Origin of the sequence: Fulvitalea axinellae (assembly GCF_036492835.1) — a bacterium.
GTDB classification, from domain to species: Bacteria; Bacteroidota; Bacteroidia; order Cytophagales; family Cyclobacteriaceae; genus Fulvitalea; species Fulvitalea axinellae.
In genome coordinates, this window is the sequence record NZ_AP025314.1 from 3,399,628 (window position 1) to 3,416,841 (window position 17,214).

Annotated in this window: 13 protein-coding genes; 7 read left to right on the top strand and 6 right to left on the bottom strand. The window is 47.6% G+C overall.

Translation table 11 applies throughout. The features are described 5' to 3' along the window. Positions 1-27: 27 nt before the first annotated feature. Positions 28-420, bottom strand: coding sequence for a DUF2147 domain-containing protein (locus AABK39_RS12755; protein ID WP_338391733.1), 393 nt, complete (start codon positions 418-420; stop codon positions 28-30). A 55-nt stretch (positions 421-475) separates the two neighbouring features. Then, positions 476-2,776: a TonB-dependent receptor domain-containing protein gene (locus AABK39_RS12760; RefSeq protein ID WP_338391734.1), complete on the bottom strand. Its 2,301-nt coding sequence runs from the start codon at positions 2,774-2,776 to the stop codon at positions 476-478. A 222-nt stretch (positions 2,777-2,998) separates the two neighbouring features. Here AABK39_RS12760 and AABK39_RS12765 point away from each other — a divergent pair, with 222 nt between their 5' ends. Together AABK39_RS12765 and AABK39_RS12770 are read left to right on the top strand one after the other, a co-directional pair. Continuing rightward, positions 2,999-4,069 carry a sensor histidine kinase gene (locus AABK39_RS12765; protein WP_338391735.1) on the top strand — a complete coding sequence of 357 codons (1,071 nt, stop codon included), beginning with the start codon at positions 2,999-3,001 and terminating at the stop codon, positions 4,067-4,069. A 95-nt stretch (positions 4,070-4,164) separates the two neighbouring features. Then, a complete protein-coding gene (locus AABK39_RS12770; RefSeq protein ID WP_338391736.1) occupies positions 4,165-4,914 on the top strand; it encodes a LytR/AlgR family response regulator transcription factor in 750 nt (249 codons plus the stop codon). A 17-nt stretch (positions 4,915-4,931) separates the two neighbouring features. Here AABK39_RS12770 and AABK39_RS12775 read toward each other — a convergent pair whose 3' ends face one another. Next, a complete protein-coding gene (locus AABK39_RS12775) occupies positions 4,932-6,986 on the bottom strand; it encodes a LamG domain-containing protein (RefSeq protein WP_338391737.1) in 2,055 nt (684 codons plus the stop codon). A gap of 258 nt (positions 6,987-7,244) precedes the next feature. On the opposite strand from AABK39_RS12775, the gene AABK39_RS12780 reads away from it, so the two are divergent. After that, positions 7,245-8,024 carry a toxin-antitoxin system YwqK family antitoxin gene (locus AABK39_RS12780; RefSeq protein ID WP_338391738.1) on the top strand — a complete coding sequence of 260 codons (780 nt, stop codon included), beginning with the start codon at positions 7,245-7,247 and terminating at the stop codon, positions 8,022-8,024. Between the two features lie 80 nt (positions 8,025-8,104). Here AABK39_RS12780 and AABK39_RS12785 read toward each other — a convergent pair whose 3' ends face one another. The 3 genes from AABK39_RS12785 to AABK39_RS12795 form a co-directional block, all read right to left on the bottom strand. Continuing rightward, positions 8,105-10,171 (bottom strand): glycoside hydrolase family 172 protein, encoded by a 2,067-nt coding sequence (locus tag AABK39_RS12785; protein WP_338391739.1) that lies wholly within the window; start codon positions 10,169-10,171, stop codon positions 8,105-8,107. A 130-nt stretch (positions 10,172-10,301) separates the two neighbouring features. After that, positions 10,302-11,990 carry a glycoside hydrolase family 172 protein gene (locus AABK39_RS12790; protein WP_338391740.1) on the bottom strand — a complete coding sequence of 563 codons (1,689 nt, stop codon included), beginning with the start codon at positions 11,988-11,990 and terminating at the stop codon, positions 10,302-10,304. Between the two features lie 152 nt (positions 11,991-12,142). Continuing rightward, complete coding sequence (locus AABK39_RS12795; RefSeq protein ID WP_338391741.1) at positions 12,143-14,167, bottom strand: LamG-like jellyroll fold domain-containing protein; 2,025 nt, start codon at positions 14,165-14,167, stop codon at positions 12,143-12,145. Positions 14,168-14,413: 246 nt separating this feature from the next. Between AABK39_RS12795 and AABK39_RS27745 the strand changes: the two genes are divergently transcribed. From AABK39_RS27745 to AABK39_RS12815, 4 genes are all read left to right on the top strand, one after another. Further along, positions 14,414-14,989: a helix-turn-helix domain-containing protein gene (locus AABK39_RS27745; protein WP_421825137.1), complete on the top strand. Its 576-nt coding sequence runs from the start codon at positions 14,414-14,416 to the stop codon at positions 14,987-14,989. 477 nt (positions 14,990-15,466) lie between these two features. Further along, complete coding sequence (locus AABK39_RS12805) at positions 15,467-15,988, top strand: hypothetical protein (RefSeq protein WP_338391742.1); 522 nt, start codon at positions 15,467-15,469, stop codon at positions 15,986-15,988. A 12-nt stretch (positions 15,989-16,000) separates the two neighbouring features. Then, positions 16,001-16,447 (top strand): AAA family ATPase, encoded by a 447-nt coding sequence (locus AABK39_RS12810; protein WP_338391743.1) that lies wholly within the window; start codon positions 16,001-16,003, stop codon positions 16,445-16,447. Beyond that, positions 16,437-17,195: a tRNA(His) guanylyltransferase Thg1 family protein gene (locus tag AABK39_RS12815; RefSeq protein WP_338391744.1), complete on the top strand. Its 759-nt coding sequence runs from the start codon at positions 16,437-16,439 to the stop codon at positions 17,193-17,195. The genes AABK39_RS12810 and AABK39_RS12815 overlap by 11 nt, the downstream gene beginning before the upstream one ends. Positions 17,196-17,214: the final 19 nt, after the last annotated feature.

Consider the following 17,214-nt stretch of genomic DNA (forward strand, 5'->3'; position numbering starts at 1 on the left):
GATATTCCGGATAATTACAGCTAATATTTATTTACGTTTTGTCCATTGCTCCACGCTTATCTTTCCACCAATATCGATTTTGGCTTCCAATTCCGTGTCCGATTTCCAAGTTAGGGTAAACTTATGCTCTTTCCCGTCAGGCGTATAGAACTTTCCAATGAAGCCTCCACCTTTGGACTTTTGAACATCACTAATAAAGTAATCCTCTTTTCCTCCTTTGATAGTTTTTCCAGCCTGCGTGTATTCGATCAAACGCCCGTAATATTTTCCCCGGTAAGCGTCCATTTGGTATATCGCCGTATAGTTTTGGCCTTTTATATCCCACTGCCCCGCTATTCCTTTTGATTTCGGATTTCCCGCAAATGACACACTTGCGAATAAAACGAAAAACACGCTCAAGAAATTCCTCATTGTTTTCATAGCTTATTTTTTAAATGATGGCAGGCTTTAGCGTTCCCGCCCATTCTTATTCCCTTTAATTCAAATTGATATACATTGAAATCGAAACACTCCGCGAAAAGGTTTTCCAATTTGTGGCAGTATTAAAACCCGGACCGTTCGATACCCAAGTTTCGGACTGTGCCGTGTTAAAAAGATCTTCGCCGTTAAGACCAAGCGTAATCATGCCCTGAAGAATTTCTTGCGTTACGCTCACATCGAATTTCGAATACGGCTTACGCGAGGCGAACGCCTCCACTTCTTTTCCGAAATACTGCCAACGTAAACCGACACTCGGGCCTTTTCCGGTGTGTACCGTCAAGTTGCCTTTGGTATTCCAATAAAGCCCCGTAGCGTTGTATTCCGTAGTTTTGTCGGATGGTTTGGCATACCAATTTTTCATTCCCAAAAAACCGATACTCATTTCCAAATAATCATTCGGTTCCCATTCCAATTGGGAATCAAAACCCAAAGAATGCGATTCGGAATAATTGGCGTAGCTAGCATGTGTCACTTTATCCTTCAGCGTAACCGTCCTCTGAATAACGTCTTTCGTTCGCCTGCCAAAAACCGTCGAAGACAATCGCCATGCTCCGGTTCTGATCTCATGGAAAACCTCCATATTATCTACTTTCTCGGGTTTCAGGTCCGGATTACCGCGTTCTACGTTATACGGATCGTGAATCTGCAAGGCGGGATCCAGCTGTTCGTATCCCGGCCAGTTAACCTTTTTGTTATACACCAACGATATCGTATGGTAGGGTTCTGTTTCCGAAAAATTGTATTGCAATAAAAGGTTGGGCAATGGATTGAAATACTCTTGCTTGATATCCGAGTTCTTTATTTTCTCCGTACCGTCGTTTCGGAAATACTGCAAACGACCGCCGGCGCCAAGCATGAATTTCCCGAAACCGATTTTCGCCATAGCGTATCCGGCGTATTGCTGTTGCAGAAATTTGTATTTCGAACTCGCCTCAAAGCGTTCGTTATTTTGGTCTACGGTAAAACGAAGAATACTGCTCGAAGCCCCTGTCTCCAATCGGAGCTTCGAACCGATAGAATCCGTATAATCAACTTTCAGATCATAAATAGCGTATTTCGATTCGCCCGGATTCGAAGATCTAGTTTCCTTACCTGATCCAGATTCTATAATATCGCTCCGGTTTTTATCATACCCGACAGAACTGTTGGCTTTTACCTCTAAGCTTTTCGCTTTACTGATTTCATTCGTATAAACCAATGAAATATCCGTAGCCCGGAAATCGTAAGTGTCTTCCGTTTTCAGGTCGGTTTTATCGGATTCATTCCCAAAAGTGTTTTTCTGTTTACTGTCAGAGCTTCCGCCAAAATCCGTATGGCCTATTTCGAAAGTCAGATCCTGTTTATCGTCAAAAGAGTATTCGGCGCTGGCCGCCGCGTAATAGCCGTTTCCTTTCGTATCTCCATCCCCTTTTTGCTTCAGCGTCGTTTTTTCCGTTTCCGAATCGCTACGCTCGTTTTCCACTTCCATCGGGAAGTTTTCCTCATAATAGCCTACCGTTCCCGTAAAATTCCATTTCCCTTTTTTATATCCGGCCATAGCTCCGGCGCCCAACATCTTCGGATTCGGAACCCAAGACCCGCCGGCGCTAAGCATAAAACCGTCCATCGTTCCTTTTTTAAGAATGATATTGATAATAGCGTCAGCGCCTTCGCCATCGTATTTTGGAGGGGGCGACGTGATAACCTCAATCCGTTCAATCGAGGAAACGGGAAGTATTTTCATCAACTGTTTCGGGTTCATACCCAAAACGGATTTCTTTCCGTCGATTAAAAACAAAACATTTCCGCTACCGCGCACCTGAACGTTTCCTTTAGGAGAAACCTCCACCGAAGGAATCGCCCGTAAAAGCTTGCCGACACTTCCGCCCATACTGGCCAATTCCGGAGAAACGTTTATCGCCTGCATTCCAGGGCTATGTTCTATGGCTTTTCGCCTAGCCGTCACCTCCACGGATTCCAGCATTTTCGACGCCTCCTCAAGCTTAATATTTCCCAAATCTTTAAGCCCGGAAGTATTCAAGTCCACTTCCTTTTCCGTTTTTTCGAAACCGACCAAGGTTATCTCTACTTTGTATTTTCCTTTTTTTAAAATCTCTATCCGAAAAGCTCCTTTAGTATCGGTAACCGTTCCTTTCAGAAATTTCCCGGTGTTGTCTTTTAACACCACATTACAAAAAGGCTGACCGTTTCCGTCTTTATCTTTTATCGTTCCTTTTACTCCGTATTTTTCCTGAGCCAAGGCCGGTATGGCCAAGGAAAAAACGTACATCAGTAACAGCATCGCTATTCTTCTCATAAAATCGGGCTTTGGTTTTCGGCTAAAGTATGATAGCCGAAACAAGCCGTGAATTTTTTTCCACACATGGCGAGAAAGCCTATACAAAAACGTTGATAGGGCCAAAAACCGTTTTTATAGGCTGTTTTTCCCAGTTTATACTACCCGAGAGGCGGTTCGTGGAAAATTTTTCTTTTTTTGAGCTGTAGCCCCTACCATTACGGCAAATCCGAAAAGAGAATTATGCATTGGAAAAAAATAAAACGAAACGCAGGCCTCTCGCTTATTTGGCTCGGGCTTTTCGCTACGCTTTATAGTTCTGTAGCTTGGGTGGGTACAGATTACGCCATTGTACGCGCCATTACCGAGTTAACCTTGCTGTTTTCCGTTTATCAGCTCAACAAACGAGTCTTAATGCCTCGTTTTCTTTTACGTGAGAAAAAATTGCTCGGCAAGTATGCTATTTATCTTGGGCTAACCTTTATAGTGCTTCTAATTCTGGACTATATAGGTTACGAATTCGCCTTCAAGTTTGTGGATACAGATCAGCTTTATAGCCAAATAGAAGCTTGGGACGAAACACCGGAATTTACATTCGAAGATTTTTACGAACTCATGTTCGGTTCCAGTTTTATAACGGCATCGCTACTGGTGGTTTTATTGGTAAGTATTCTGAATGAACAGAACCGATACGATAGACAACGTGAACAAGCCCGTAAAAATATGGCCGAAGCCAAAATGCAGGCCGAATTAAAATACCTAAAAGCGCAAATCAATCCGCATTTCCTTTTTAACGCTTTGGGAAGCCTCCACAGTATGAGTTATATGAAAATGGAAGGCTTACCGGATAATATCGCCAAGCTCTCCGATATGCTCCGGTATCTGATTTACGAATGCAAGGAAAAGGAAGTAACGCTTGAAAAGGAATTGGTTTACCTTAAAAGTTTTATCGATTTCCAATTACTACGGCTGGACAACCCCGAACGGGTAACCTTCGAATACAGCCTGAATAATCCCGAAACGAAAATAGAACCGATGCTTTTGGAACCGTTGGTTGAAAACGCTTTCAAACATAGCGGAATAGATAGTCGCGACGACGCTTTTATCCATATTAAAATGAGTGAAGAAAACGGCAGTCTTAATTTCGAAACCGTAAACAGTGTTTATGAATCCCCGAAAAGGAAAGGCGAACCGGGAATAGGAAATCAAAATATCGAACACCGCTTAGAGCTCCGTTATCCGGACCGATATTCGTTTTTCAATAATCAGAAAGGAAATGTCCACCGTACGGTTCTCGCTTTGAAACTGACTTAAAAAACAAGGTCATAGACCAAAAAAACCCATTTTGTTTTAACGGATATTCGTTCGTGGATTAAAAGCTTAACCGAATTACGCATTACGCTTGGCTTATGGATAAGATAAAAACCATAGTAGTGGAAGACGAACGCCTTTTGCGCGTTTTGCTTGTGGAGTATATCGAAAAAACACCGCAACTGGAACTGGTGGGCAATTTCAAAAACGCTTTGGAAGCGCTCGAATTCCTTAACCGGGAACAGGTCGACCTTATGTTTCTCGATATCCAGATGCCTCACCTTACGGGCGTAGAATTCCTCGAATCGTTAAGCGTAAAACCATTAACCGTATTTACCACGGCGTATTCGGAATACGCTGTCAAAGGTTTTGAATTAGGCGTAGTTGATTATCTCCTTAAGCCCATAGTATTCCCGAGGTTTATGCAAACGGTCAACAAGGTTATCCAGATACTGAAAAATAAAAACGAAGAGAAGGAAACGCCCGAAGCGGGCAATGAAAAGAAATACCCATACGTTTTTTCGAATCCGGAATATATTTCGGTAAAAGCCAATCACCGCCATTACAAAATCCATTACGAGGACATTCTTTATCTGGAAAGCCTAAAGGAGTACGTAGTTTTTCATACCGTAAACGGCGATATCACCGCCTTAGCCTCTCTCAAAAAACTGGAAGACCGATTACCGGAAAACCAATTTGTCCGTACACACAAATCGTTTGTAGTTTCGATCAGGCATATCCAAAGCCTTTACGGCAACGAGCTTACGGTAGGCGATCATTCCGTGCCCGTCGGCGCCAGTTTCAGGTCAAAAGTCTTGGGTATTTTCGAAAAAGGAGATCGTTGTTAATCAAAAAAGAAAAACGTTTATCCTTCGGCGTATTCGGTTCCGAAAATCCGTTCGTAATCGGCGTGAAATGCTTTTTTCAAACGCGAGGCCTCCACTCTTCTTCCCGAATCTTCCATACGGTTCAATAAGACTTCGTAAGCTTTGACATTGGCCGGATCGCGCCGAAGAACCAAACGCAAAAAGGCTTCCGGCAACTCCGTTTGTCGGGATGCGAATATATCGAACAACCCCAATACGGAATCGTCCAGCCAAGCTTTTATCCGGTCAAAACATTCATGGTTTTCCGCTTCCAGAAAAATTCCTCTGTCCAAAACCGCTAAACCTATTTCGTCCGGAATTTCTTTTTTGGAAAAACTATCGTACAAACTGGCGAAATCCACAAAGAAACCATCATCGAAAACCAGTTTCCAGAATTTCTTCTGATCGTTAATCAATTCCACGCCCTCCACGTCATCCAATACGCTTCGGATTTTTTTAATGGAAACACTGCGGTTATTCTTTGCCCGGTCGGCTCCGTACCCTTCCCAAAACGCCTCGTTTAATTCTTTGGAAGTAATATATTCGCCACGGATGGTCCGGATAAGAATCAACAAGAAAATCTCCCGCAATTTCGGGGTAAATTTTCCTGAAACATCCTCCCCTTTGTCATCCAATAGGGCGAATTTCCCGAACAAAAACAGCGCGTTACGTTCGGGCAAAGTATAGCTCTGAATTTCCTCGGAGGCGACGATAGGTTTTAATTTCGAATGGGCTACTACCTCACGTTTTCGCTTTTTCGAATAAATGATCCATCCTGTAACAGGCACCAAAAGAAGCAACCACCAATACCCGTTACCGCTTTTCTCTTCTTTGGCCGAATTCATTTTGCCTTGGCCTACCGCCTTAGCCAATTGCGTAGCTACAGAATCGGTTTCAAAATAAATACGTTTGATCTCGCTGTCGCTCAGTTTCCGGGTCCAATAGCCTACGTCCCGCATTTTTCCTCGGAAATAATATCTCCAAAAGTCGGTTCCCAACACTAGATTATGTTCGGGCTGAAACCAGAACTTGTCCACCTTATGTTGGCTTATGAATTCGCCGTTCAGGAAAAACCGTACGGAATCCCGCTCAGAAAACGCCACCGACAAATGCGTCCACCGATCTTCTTCAAGAGGCATTTCTTCCGACCACAAATCACCCAATTGCGCTACGGTAAACTTCATGCTATTGCCCCGATGCCCTCTAAACCCCACGCAACTTTCCAGATCCACCAGACCCGCGTTATCGAATTTAAGCCCGGAAAATTTGACCCAAGCGCTGATTGTCATAGCGTTTTTCACCGGGACTTTCCCCGCCTGGACAAAACTGCTGTCTCCATCAAAACTGAGAGCCAAACGCCCCTCGTCTTCGATCACCTCAACACCTTCGTGCTCAGTGCGGTCCAAAAAGTCTTTGTCTGACTCCAAATGCATAAAAAATTGGAGATCCGAGGCCAAATCTATATTCAGCGTTTTGGCCCGATACAGCTCTTTCACTTCTTCGTCAAGATACGCTCTTCGCCTATATTCCGGCAATTGCATCCTTCCTTTGAAATTCCCGGCCCAAAAGCAGGAGCCAGCCACCAAGGTTTTCCATCCGTCCCGTTCGTTTTTCCACCCGCCTTTAAACAGAAATTCGTATTTCTCGGAAGCCACCCGTTCGCCATCCACATAAATGCGGAAAGTCTTCATTCTGGAAATGTAAACCAGCGTCAGCATCTGCCATTGCCCCTCAACCAAAATCACGCTCTCGCAAAGCCTGTGGCTTCTTCCCATATTAGAAAGTTCCAGAAAACGGCCCACTCTCCGGGTATTAACAAAAAATTGGTCTTTAAACGAAAGGAGAGTCCGGTCCGACCCGTTCAAATCGGACGGATTAAACCAAACGTTCAGGGAAAAGTCCCCGGAAACCAGTACAGTATCAGTAATTATAAGGTCTTTGTCACCATCAAACTCAAAACATTTCTCTCCCAAAACCGGGTCATATACCTCGGTGGGACGAGTCTGCCCAAAGCCAGAAACGGCGCCTACTAGAACCAAAAAAACTATTGACAAAAGATACCGCATATTCACGCTAACCCATTACCCAAAAGGGACCCATAGCCGGGACCGCCCCGGCGTATACTCAAAAATAACAAAAAAATGACTAGCGAGTAAACAGCTCCGAGTATACAAAACGCCTCCGGGTCATGCCTTTTCTTTTCTCCGAGAACGTCACCGACATCCAAATAATACTATACTGGCTTTTTTTACAAGTCTGTTTACTATATTGGAACAGTAAATTTTTCACCTACTTATTTAGCTTTTATTTTCATGAAAAAGTACTTACTTATTTTGGCGTTGTCTCCCGCCCTCTTTTTTTCGGCTTGTCAAGGTCCCTCAAAGTCCAAAGAAAAAAAAGAGGCCAAGACCGCTACCGTGGACGAAAAAGGCCGTAAGCACGGGCTAAGGAAAATCATGGCCCCGGACGGCAAGACCCTCAAGTCTACCGTAAATTACAACCACGGGAAAAAACACGGCAAGGCGAAAACTTACTATGCCGACGGCAAAGTCAAGACCGAAATCGACTACTTCAACAACGTAAAGCACGGCGACTCGAAGTGGTTTCACCAAAACGGAAAGCTCTACCGCCTGACCACATTCAACAACGGCAAAAAGCACGGACCTCGCAAAACTTACGGGCGTGACGGCAAGATGTTGGCCGAAATGAACTACCATGAAGGGTTCCTGAAGTTCGGAACCAAGGAGTTTATGACTACGGGAAAAGAAAGAACCAAGTTCCCGAAAATCGTTATCACTCCTGAAAACAATCTGGCCAGCAACAACACTTACTCCCTGCATATCAAGCTAAGCCAGCCCCGTAAAAAGTTCAAGGTATACGTTGGCAAGCTCAAAGGCGCCGATCACGTAAACCCGAAAAAATCTCAGGTTAAAGACGTAACCGTAGTAGGCGGCATCGCCACTTTCGACGTTACGATTCCTAAGAACAAAGAAGTAAACGAATTGCTCGACGTAGTGGTAGAATATAGCACCCGCATGGGCAATCCTCGTCTCGATTCGCGCAAATACCGCCTGAAGGCAAGCAATTTTTAGTCTTTAGAAAACGGAAGAAATTAAAACGCTCCGCCAATACACGGCGGAGCGTTTTTTATTGCAGTCAATCGATTTACAGTTTATTTCAACAGGAAAAAGTCCAACCCTAGTCCAACACGGGCTTCCTTCTTCTTAACGGCTCGCTTGTTCTTTTTCAAAACAAACTTAACATCAAAAGCATTGTCTACCGGCTCGCAAACGCCCAAATCCACATAAGGCGTAGTCATTCCGCCGTGGTTCGAGCTGAAGTCTTGCGTCACCTTCAACTTGCCGTTAACATAAATATCGTAAACTCCCATAGCCGGTCCCACCGCCGCGCAAAGGTTCAGGTGACGCTTTTCAAACTGCTCGGTAATTTTCACCGATACCGCCTCGTCTTTTTTCTGGAACCAATAGCTTTTCATTGCGCCGTTACTGATTTCGCCCCAAACGCTGATCTTTTTGTCCGATGTCACGTTATCGTCCGCCTTGAAGGTGCTCAGGTTTTCGCATTCCAAAGCGCCGTCCACCACAAAGCCGGCACTCTTGGCCTCCTCTACTTCGGCCTGAATATCCGCCAATGTCGGTGTAGTGGCCGAAGCCATTTCCGGTAACGGATTACGGTTGCTCTTCGCGCCCGGAATAGCGTACCAGTAAGAGTTAGCGCTATACTGAAGGCGGTGCCAGCTTTTGCGGGTACCGCACGAGGCCTCAAAGTCAAACTTTATCCTTTCCTTAAAAGGAATGGCGTCGAGCGAACGGGTACGCGAGCAAGTGTTATACCCTTGCGCCCTTGGGTTACCCACCAACACGTTGCCCAAAAACGGCTTCGAAAACTCATCGGCAGGCGTAGGGACCACACCTCCGGCCCAGCCGTAATAGTCTTCCGTTCCCGTACCGAAGTGCGACGGGAAGTTCTTTTGGAAGTCACCGTCCACATACACCTTTTCGTCGCCTTCGCCCCACCAGCCTTGGCGCGGATTCAGCACTGTCCATTGGTCGCCCACAAAAACGCCCTTGCCTTTTACCTCCACCAAGTTCCAATCGAAGATTGGGAATGTAGGGTACGCGGGGTCCATACGCCAGTTGGCGTGGAAGTGCATCGAACGGTCGGTCCACTCCCAATCGTCCACTATCGCCCGTACTTTTACTTTCACATCTTGCTTGCCGAAGTTCTCGAAAGCGATATTACCCTCCGTCTTATAAGGCATCGCCCAACGGCAAATCATCTTGCCTTCCGGCGTCACCGTACGTTCCCACATGTGGTACGCCTTTTTGCCCGGTCCGTTGTTAAAGAAATCCCCGACAGGCGTCCAAACCGTGCGCTCGCCGTCGAAATTAGCCTTCATTACCGTAGAGCGCAGAGCCAGGTTATGGTTCGTAGCTTCCACTTCGATTTCCAACGCCTTTACCGCTTTGCTTCCTTTTGGCAAAGTCAAGATCCCTTCGTTGCCCGGATTGATAGTCATATCCGCGGTCAAAACCTTTCCTTCCGTGGCCACTGGAGCCTTTTCCAGAGTCTCGCTTACTTCCGCCACAGTCTTTTTCGCCTTCGTGAACACATCCATGCTGAATGTCTCAACATCGGTACCCTTCGGGTAAGAGCGATAGTTGATGATATTATAGAACGCCTTATTATCCATCGTCACCTTACAGCTTTTGGCGTAAGGGATCGGCATATACAGGTTGCCCGCACGGGTAGACTCGTCGGCCAAAGGCGCTTTTACGAAGTCTTGGCCCTTGACCAACTCAAAGAAGTTCGCCTCTATCGCCGGCTTTTCCGCTCCGTCTAGGTAGATGCGGATATTTGCGCCGGTGGTGTTCTTCAGGCCGTAATAAAAACATACCGCCCAAATCTTGGTGATAGCCCCCGGGCCGTCATCCTCCATCAACACCCACTCTTTTCTTCCGTCGTTCTCTTCGGTACGGATAAAGCCGATACCGTCACTGTCGGCGAACCACCCCGGCTTGTCCGGCGATACCGATTCGCGGTTATAACTGCTGGCCTGAAGACAGCGGTATTCCTTTTCGGGAAACGAAGCAATAGCGTCGCGGTCCACCATCTCGTGGAGCAGGCTCTCGAACGTAACGCGCTTCGGTGCCTCCGTACAGGCCGTAAAAATCATCAGGGCCATTAATAATGCCCCCGCTTGTCGTACGATTTTCATAAGATCAAATTATTAAAAGTAAAAGGCGAAAGACACGGCGCCCGTTGCTGACACGTTTACAGCCCGGCATTTATAACGCGATAGATCCGAGCGTGACTACCGGCCTCCGCCTTTTCTCAGTTTCAAACCCTTACAAACTGTTTATAACGTCTTCCTTTTTCATAGTCACCGGCAGTTTTACACCTTCCGGATCCGGCTGTACGTTGCGCTCGGCTCCTGGACGGGCATACCAGAAACACGCCGGCGAATAAGTCATCGGCTTTTCGAACGGATGCCAGATCTCCATATCAAACTTCAGCGAAGAAGTGAACGGCACGGCATCCAGCCCGCGGTAACGGTTATTGCTCGTGATTCCCACCGCCTTATTGCCCGCGCCGGTAGGTTGAGAGTGGAACGGATAAGAGAAAAACTGCGGACGGCACCAGGCGTAACCGTAATAATCCTCAGTACCGGTACCGAAGTGCGAAGGGAAAGTCTCGCCGTCAACATAGATTTTCTCGTCGCCTTCGCCCCACCAGTCCGGGTGCGTGTTGAACAGTGTCAGGTTATCGCCCACCAACACGCCTTTGCCTTTTACCTCCACGTAGTTTCCGTCTCGGCGATAGTCGGTCTTGATACTGCGGAGCTCTTTCCAAGAGGCGCAGAAATACATGCTGTTCTCATTCCATTCCCAATCGTCCGTACGCACTTCCACTTTCTCCAATATCACGGGCTGGTCGCCATAGTTACGCACGCGCAGGTCGGCCTTTTTTCGGAAAGGCATAGTCCAGCGCGCCGTCATCAGGCCAGCGGAATCCATCGCCACGTTAAAGGTAGAGTGAGGCTTGATTTGATAACCCGTGCCGAAAAACTGCCCCAACGGACACCAAACGGTCTTTTCGCCGTCAAAAGAAATTTCCAACACCGTAGAGCGTAGCGCCTGCTCCATATTATCGGCCTTGATCTTCACCGCCAACTCTTTTACGGCTGAAGAGCCCTTCAGTCTAGCGCGGTAATATTTGCCCGGAGCCAGAGTATGGTCTTTTACCGAAGCCGCTAACTTTTCGCCACGAGGCGCTCCGTATTTTGTCAAGCGCTCGCCCGTTTCCTTCACCAACTCCCTCGCTTGGTTCAGGGCCTCCATAGTAAAGCTCTCCACACGCGTACCCGCAGGATAAGTACGGTAGTTTAAGGCGTAATACATCGCCGACCAACCCTTTTGGTGGGCGTATTTGCCATGGCCGTCGAAGGTCACTTTACAGCTCTTCTGATAAGGGATAGGCAAGAATAGGTTTCGGCCCCGCCATACGGGATTCTCCGCCTCCTTTGGAGCCATATAAGAAAAAGGCTCGCCCACCAACCCGTCCGAGCCCAGCAGGTTCTTGTTGTGCATCTCGATAGCCGGAGTCGGGTTACCGTCGATATATACCCTGATGATGCCGCCGTACTTATAGGCGTTTCCGCCGAGGGTATTCCAAAAACGCACGATGGCGCCCGGACCTTTTACGTCCAGCATCACATCCTCGCGGCGTCCGTTATTGTCCTCGGTCCGGATATAGTGGCTGAAATCCTTGTTGGCGAACCACCCCTTGCCCCAACGGCTCTGGGCGTCGGCGCCATCTTCGGGATTGTTCGTTTTGGAATTACGGTCGTAGCTGGATGCCTGTCCCGTAGTGTAGGGAACTTCCGGCCAAGAGGCCAACGCGTCGCGGTTTGCCATTTCGCGGAGCAAAGACTCCAGACTTACGGCACCGCCTTGGGCAAACAAACCCGCCGATACCAAAAACGCCGAGCAAAAAGCTACGAAACTTTTTGTGGCAGAGATAGATAGAAACTTCATGTCTTCCAGATTTTCTGACTAAAAAATTCAGAAACGATTATAAGTTCCGGAAGGGTAGTAAACGGATTATTACGGGGTAGCGCAGGGTTAGCAAAGTACTTTTGTGCCGAAAAGCAACATAAATCGAACGATAGTCCCCCTTGCGGGCCACATCAGTCGGCGGCGCGCAGTTCCGACTGGCGCCGCACTTTCCGGGCCTCGGTGGACTGTCCCCGGGCGTCGAGGGCCACGGCCAGGGCTTCGGCGCATTCCTCAAAATACGGGTCATGTTTAAGCAATACCCTAAGGAGCTTTTCGCGGGTATTACCGGACAAACCTGAACCTGGATGCCCCCATAGGTCGAAACAGCGGCGTAACAGGTCGTCGGTGCGGGAACGGAAAGTATCCAGCGCCTCGTTGTTTACGAAAGGTATAAAGCGCCCTTTGGCCAATATCGCGCAAGCCTCATGGGCCGCTTCCGCCATGCCCGAATCCGTCAAGGCCACCAGCCTAGAGTAATCGCAGGCCAAGGCTTCGCTCACCTTTACCTCCCATACGCGCCGGCCGTCCTCAAAAACCAAATTTACGTCGCCTCCCTGTTCAAGGGCTTCGCGTATCCGGCGGATAGACACCCCTCTATTGTTCTTTGACTTGCCGGAAGAATACCCCGGCCAAAAAGCGTCATTAAGTTCCTGAGTAGTCGCGGGCTCGCCGTGCAGGCATTTCAAAAACAAGTACACGAATATTTCCCTAAGCTTAGGGGGCAGACCCTTGGCCAAATTCTCGCCTTGAGCGTCAGGGACGTAAAATTCGCCGAACAACCGTATCTCCCTTATTCCTTGTTCCTCCTTTTCTTCCGTCGCCACCGTTTGGGGCACCGCTACCGTTACCCTTTCCGCCCGGGGCTTCGCAGTACGCGAACGAAAGTACTTGTACCCAACGAACAACAATAACACCCCGATGACCGTCGCAAGAGCGATAAGCCAACCTACCGGCCAAGAATCATCGCCCTCGGGGATTCCCAATCCGGCGAACGTCCCCTCACGGTCACGCAACAAGCGAATTTCGGAAGGGCTAAGTTCACGGGTCCAGTAGCCCACATCCCACATCAGGCCCTCAAAGTCGAAATTCCAGAAATCGGAACCCAGCTCCAAGCTCATCTCCGGCTCGCGCCAAAGGTTTACCATAGGAACGGCGCCGGCGTTCTCCCCGTTGAAATAAAAACGAACCGAATCTTTTTCCAAAAATGTCACGGCTATATGGCTGGGACGGTCAGTGGGAATCCGGATACGGGTGGAATGATGGTCATGGGTATTCGGTGTGGTAAACATCAGTCTGCCACTCGAATTCAAACGAAGAACAAACGCGTTGCCCACATTTACTATCGCGTCTATAGCCTGTACATTGACCGGCGCTACCCAAGCGGCCACTGTCCCCGAATTTCCGGAGAGCACCTTGCCTGTAGATGGAGTACCGCCCGCCAAAGAAGCCGGAAATGACAACCCCACGCCGCCCGCGCCCGGCAAGGGAGCTGTTACCAGGCTATCCGCATTCAGAATGTTCGCTCGCAAAGCCTTGTTCGTTCGGCCCGAGAAATAAGACAGTCCCTCGGTTGCCACTTCTTCCATTGAAGTGGAGCCATACAGTAGCTTGACTTCCTCCGCATCCAGCCTTTTTTTATATAACTTGGGCTTGGCCATACGCCCTTTGAAATGGCTCTTCCACTCAAATCCCCCTACCTTTATGCGGATACTGCGCTTGCCGCCACCAAAGTCCCAAGAAGTGCTATCCTTTTGCTGACCGTTTTGGAACACCGTCAGGCTCTTGCCTTTCTGGTAAGAAAACACGAAATGTTGCCAAGACCGTTCCGCCACAGCCACGCTATCCAACTTTACTCCCCGCCTTTGCGGATTCAAGACCAAAAGTTCGCGGTTAAGCCTATTGATATTCACTACGCAATTGGATCCGATAGAAAAGATAGTCCTGTTCGTCTCTTGTAATACGGCGGGCTTCAGCCAAACGGAGAAACTGAAATCGTCGCTTACGTCCAATAGTCCCAAATCAATATAATCGTCCTCGCCATCCAGCTCATAGCAAGGCCCCATCATCCGGTCAGTGGCGTTCTCGCCGCTGAGGACTTGGCACGTAGCCGTGGCCACAAAAAAAAGAAGACCCAAACAAGTAAAAAGAAACCTCATGATAATGCCGTACTTCATGCCCAACTCGCCGCCGACCGTAATAAGGGGACGGCCCCGGACGCAAAATGCCTAATATTCGGGAATCTGTCAACGGAAATGCCCAAATACCCGGAAAAGAGGAAAAACAGCCGACCGAAACGGTTTAGCTTCCCACAAACAAGCAAAAACATACGTCCGTATCACGACAACCATTAGGTGAGGGCACGGAACGTGCGCCTTAATTGGCATAAGCACAAAGAACGCGTCATGAAAACCATCCGCTACTCGCACCTCAACACCCACGAGCGCCTGTATATAAGCGCCATGCTCGACGAGGGCGCCTCCGTCAGGCGCATAGCGGAAGACCTTGACCGCTCGCCCTCCACCATAAGCCGGGAGATACGCCGCAACAGCGCATCCGGCAAGTATAACCCCGGCACCGCCCAAAGCCTCTATACCGCGCGCAAACGCTGGTACGGATCATTCCGCAACCCGCAAAGCCGGCGCAAAATTCCCGCAAAACCCCGCTGGCGCCCCGCACGCATACCCCGAACCCATATCTGCTGGCACTCCGACACCCTCCACTACCACCGTTCCGAATCGTTCTGGAAGCGGGCGGGATTCCCTAGCAGGGCAAAGGAAAGGGCAAAACCCATCTTCCGCATGGATGATAAGCCCCAACACTACCGCGATATGACACCACTGGCCAAACTACTCCTTGCCCATATCCGCCTACAAAAAGCCGAAAGCGAACGAAAAACATTCTACACGCCCCTCCAAGCGCATAAAACGCTAAGCCCTCCCCTTTCGGAAAGGCCTGCGGAAATGGCATTGGCGGGATAACTATGCCCTCTTACGGCTTACTGGCCGGTTTATCACCCTGATTTGTTTCTTCTTGAATTAATTGGTCATGAAAAAGGCCCGCAAACCAAACTTTGCGGGCTTTTTTTTCCTTCTCGATCTTAATCGAGGGTATTACGAATACCGTGAGAGGTATTGGTTAGAGCGTTGCGGTTGGTCACGTAAAATCACTTCCAAAGCATCAAGTCACGACGGACCTTTTTAAGGGGCTTTCTTCTCTCAAGGAAAATCTCACCATTTCTTTTCCCATTATATTTGCTTGAATATTACACCCGAAAAATTTTCACACTCAACTCGATTTCACTAAAATCCAGTGCATTTATCTTCAATGAAAACTTTTCAATTACAATGTTCAACTTTTTAAGACGACGATATATCCGAAAAGTATATACGCACATCCAAAACCACCGACCAGACAAAGCTCGACACACTCTTAAATGTATCGATCGTGACATACGATTGGAACGCATATATTACAACGAAACAGCCTTCTCTATTTTCAGAACAAATTATCGCAATACAGAAATACAAAAACTCGAAGAGCTTTGCCCTCCCGAACTTAAAGAGTATTGCTTTTTTGATAAAACTAAATTCTGGCGATATTTTTACAACCGACTCCTTCAGGAAAAAAATTACAAAGAAATGGAGCGTACATTAGCTGGAACTCTGTACCGATACGATCCCGTACTGTATCACATATATGGCTTATACAACAAAGAGATTGGCAATATACAAACGGCCCAAAAGTTCCTCTTTCTAAGTGGCATATACACCCCTGATACAAAAGGTCTTTCTGACGCTTTCTATAACCGACTCAAAAACGGGCACGCAAACGAATTCTGGGGCTTAGTTCCAGAACCATTTTTAAGCAAAAGAGACCGCCATAAATTTCCTGCCCCACTTATAAAGAAGTTAAGCGAACTACCTGTTCCCAAGTGGCTATTCACCCCAAAAAAAGCATCGTCAGGTATTCGTCCATAATCAAGAAGAAGTATGCAAGCGATTATATTTACAGGTATCCAAGCCTCAGGAAAGTCAACTTTCTACAAAGACAACTTTTTCAATAGCCATATCCGTATCAGTATGGATTTGCTTAACACCAGAAACAAGGAGAACCGATTTCTGGAGACCTGCGTCCAAACATCCTCAAAGTTTGTTATCGACAATACGAATCCGACCGCTGAAGAACGGAAGAAATACATCAACTTGGCCAAAGAGAACAAGTACGAGGTAATCGGGTACTATTTCAGCACATCAATACAGGACGCTTTCAGGCGGAATGATTTGCGGTCGGGAAAAGAGCGAATACCGGAAGTTGGGATTAGGGATTGCCGAAACAAACTGGAAATACCCGAATACAAAGAGGGCTTTGACAAACTGTATTTTGTAAGGATTACCGAAAACGGATTTTTAGTAGACGATTGGAAAGATGAGATTTGACGAACTAGACAGCAAACTAAGAGTATACGAGACCGCATACGATTTCTCTGTTCCGCCTAACATATATCTGGTGGCCCGAATAGATGGCCGGAGCTTCACGCGCTTGACTAAAGAGAAACATCCGTTCGACAGGCCTTTCGACGAACGCTTCCGCGACATGATGGTAGAGACCACAAAGCATCTGATGCAGTGTGGTTTCAAAATCGTATACGGGTATACGGAAAGCGATGAGATATCCCTCCTTTTCGATTTCCACGAAGACGCCTTTTCCCGAAAACCGCGTAAATACAATTCTATATTGGCCGGCGAAGCCAGCGCCAAGTTCTCACTACTGTTGGGGGATATAGGGGCTTTCGATTGCCGAATCTCCCAATTGCCGAGGCCCGAAGACGTAATAAATTATTTTAGGTGGAGACACGAGGACGCCCACAGGAACTCGCTTAACGCACACTGTTATTGGATGCTAAGAGAACAAGGAAAATCTTCCGCAGAAGCGACAAAAGCGATATCGGGCAAGTCCGTGGCGTTCAAAAACCAGCTCTTATTCGAGAACGGCGTTAACTTCAACAATATTCCCGCATGGCAAAAAAGAGGCGTAGGCCTTTACTGGACCAACAGCGAGAAAACAGGCTGGAACCCCGTCAAGCAAGAAGAGACCGTCACTACAAGAAAAACGATAGCCGTTGACCTTGACTTACCAATGGGCGCACAATACAACCGCTTCGTAGCTAGCCTAGTAAATAAGTGAACTTAAGCTACCAGCTTCA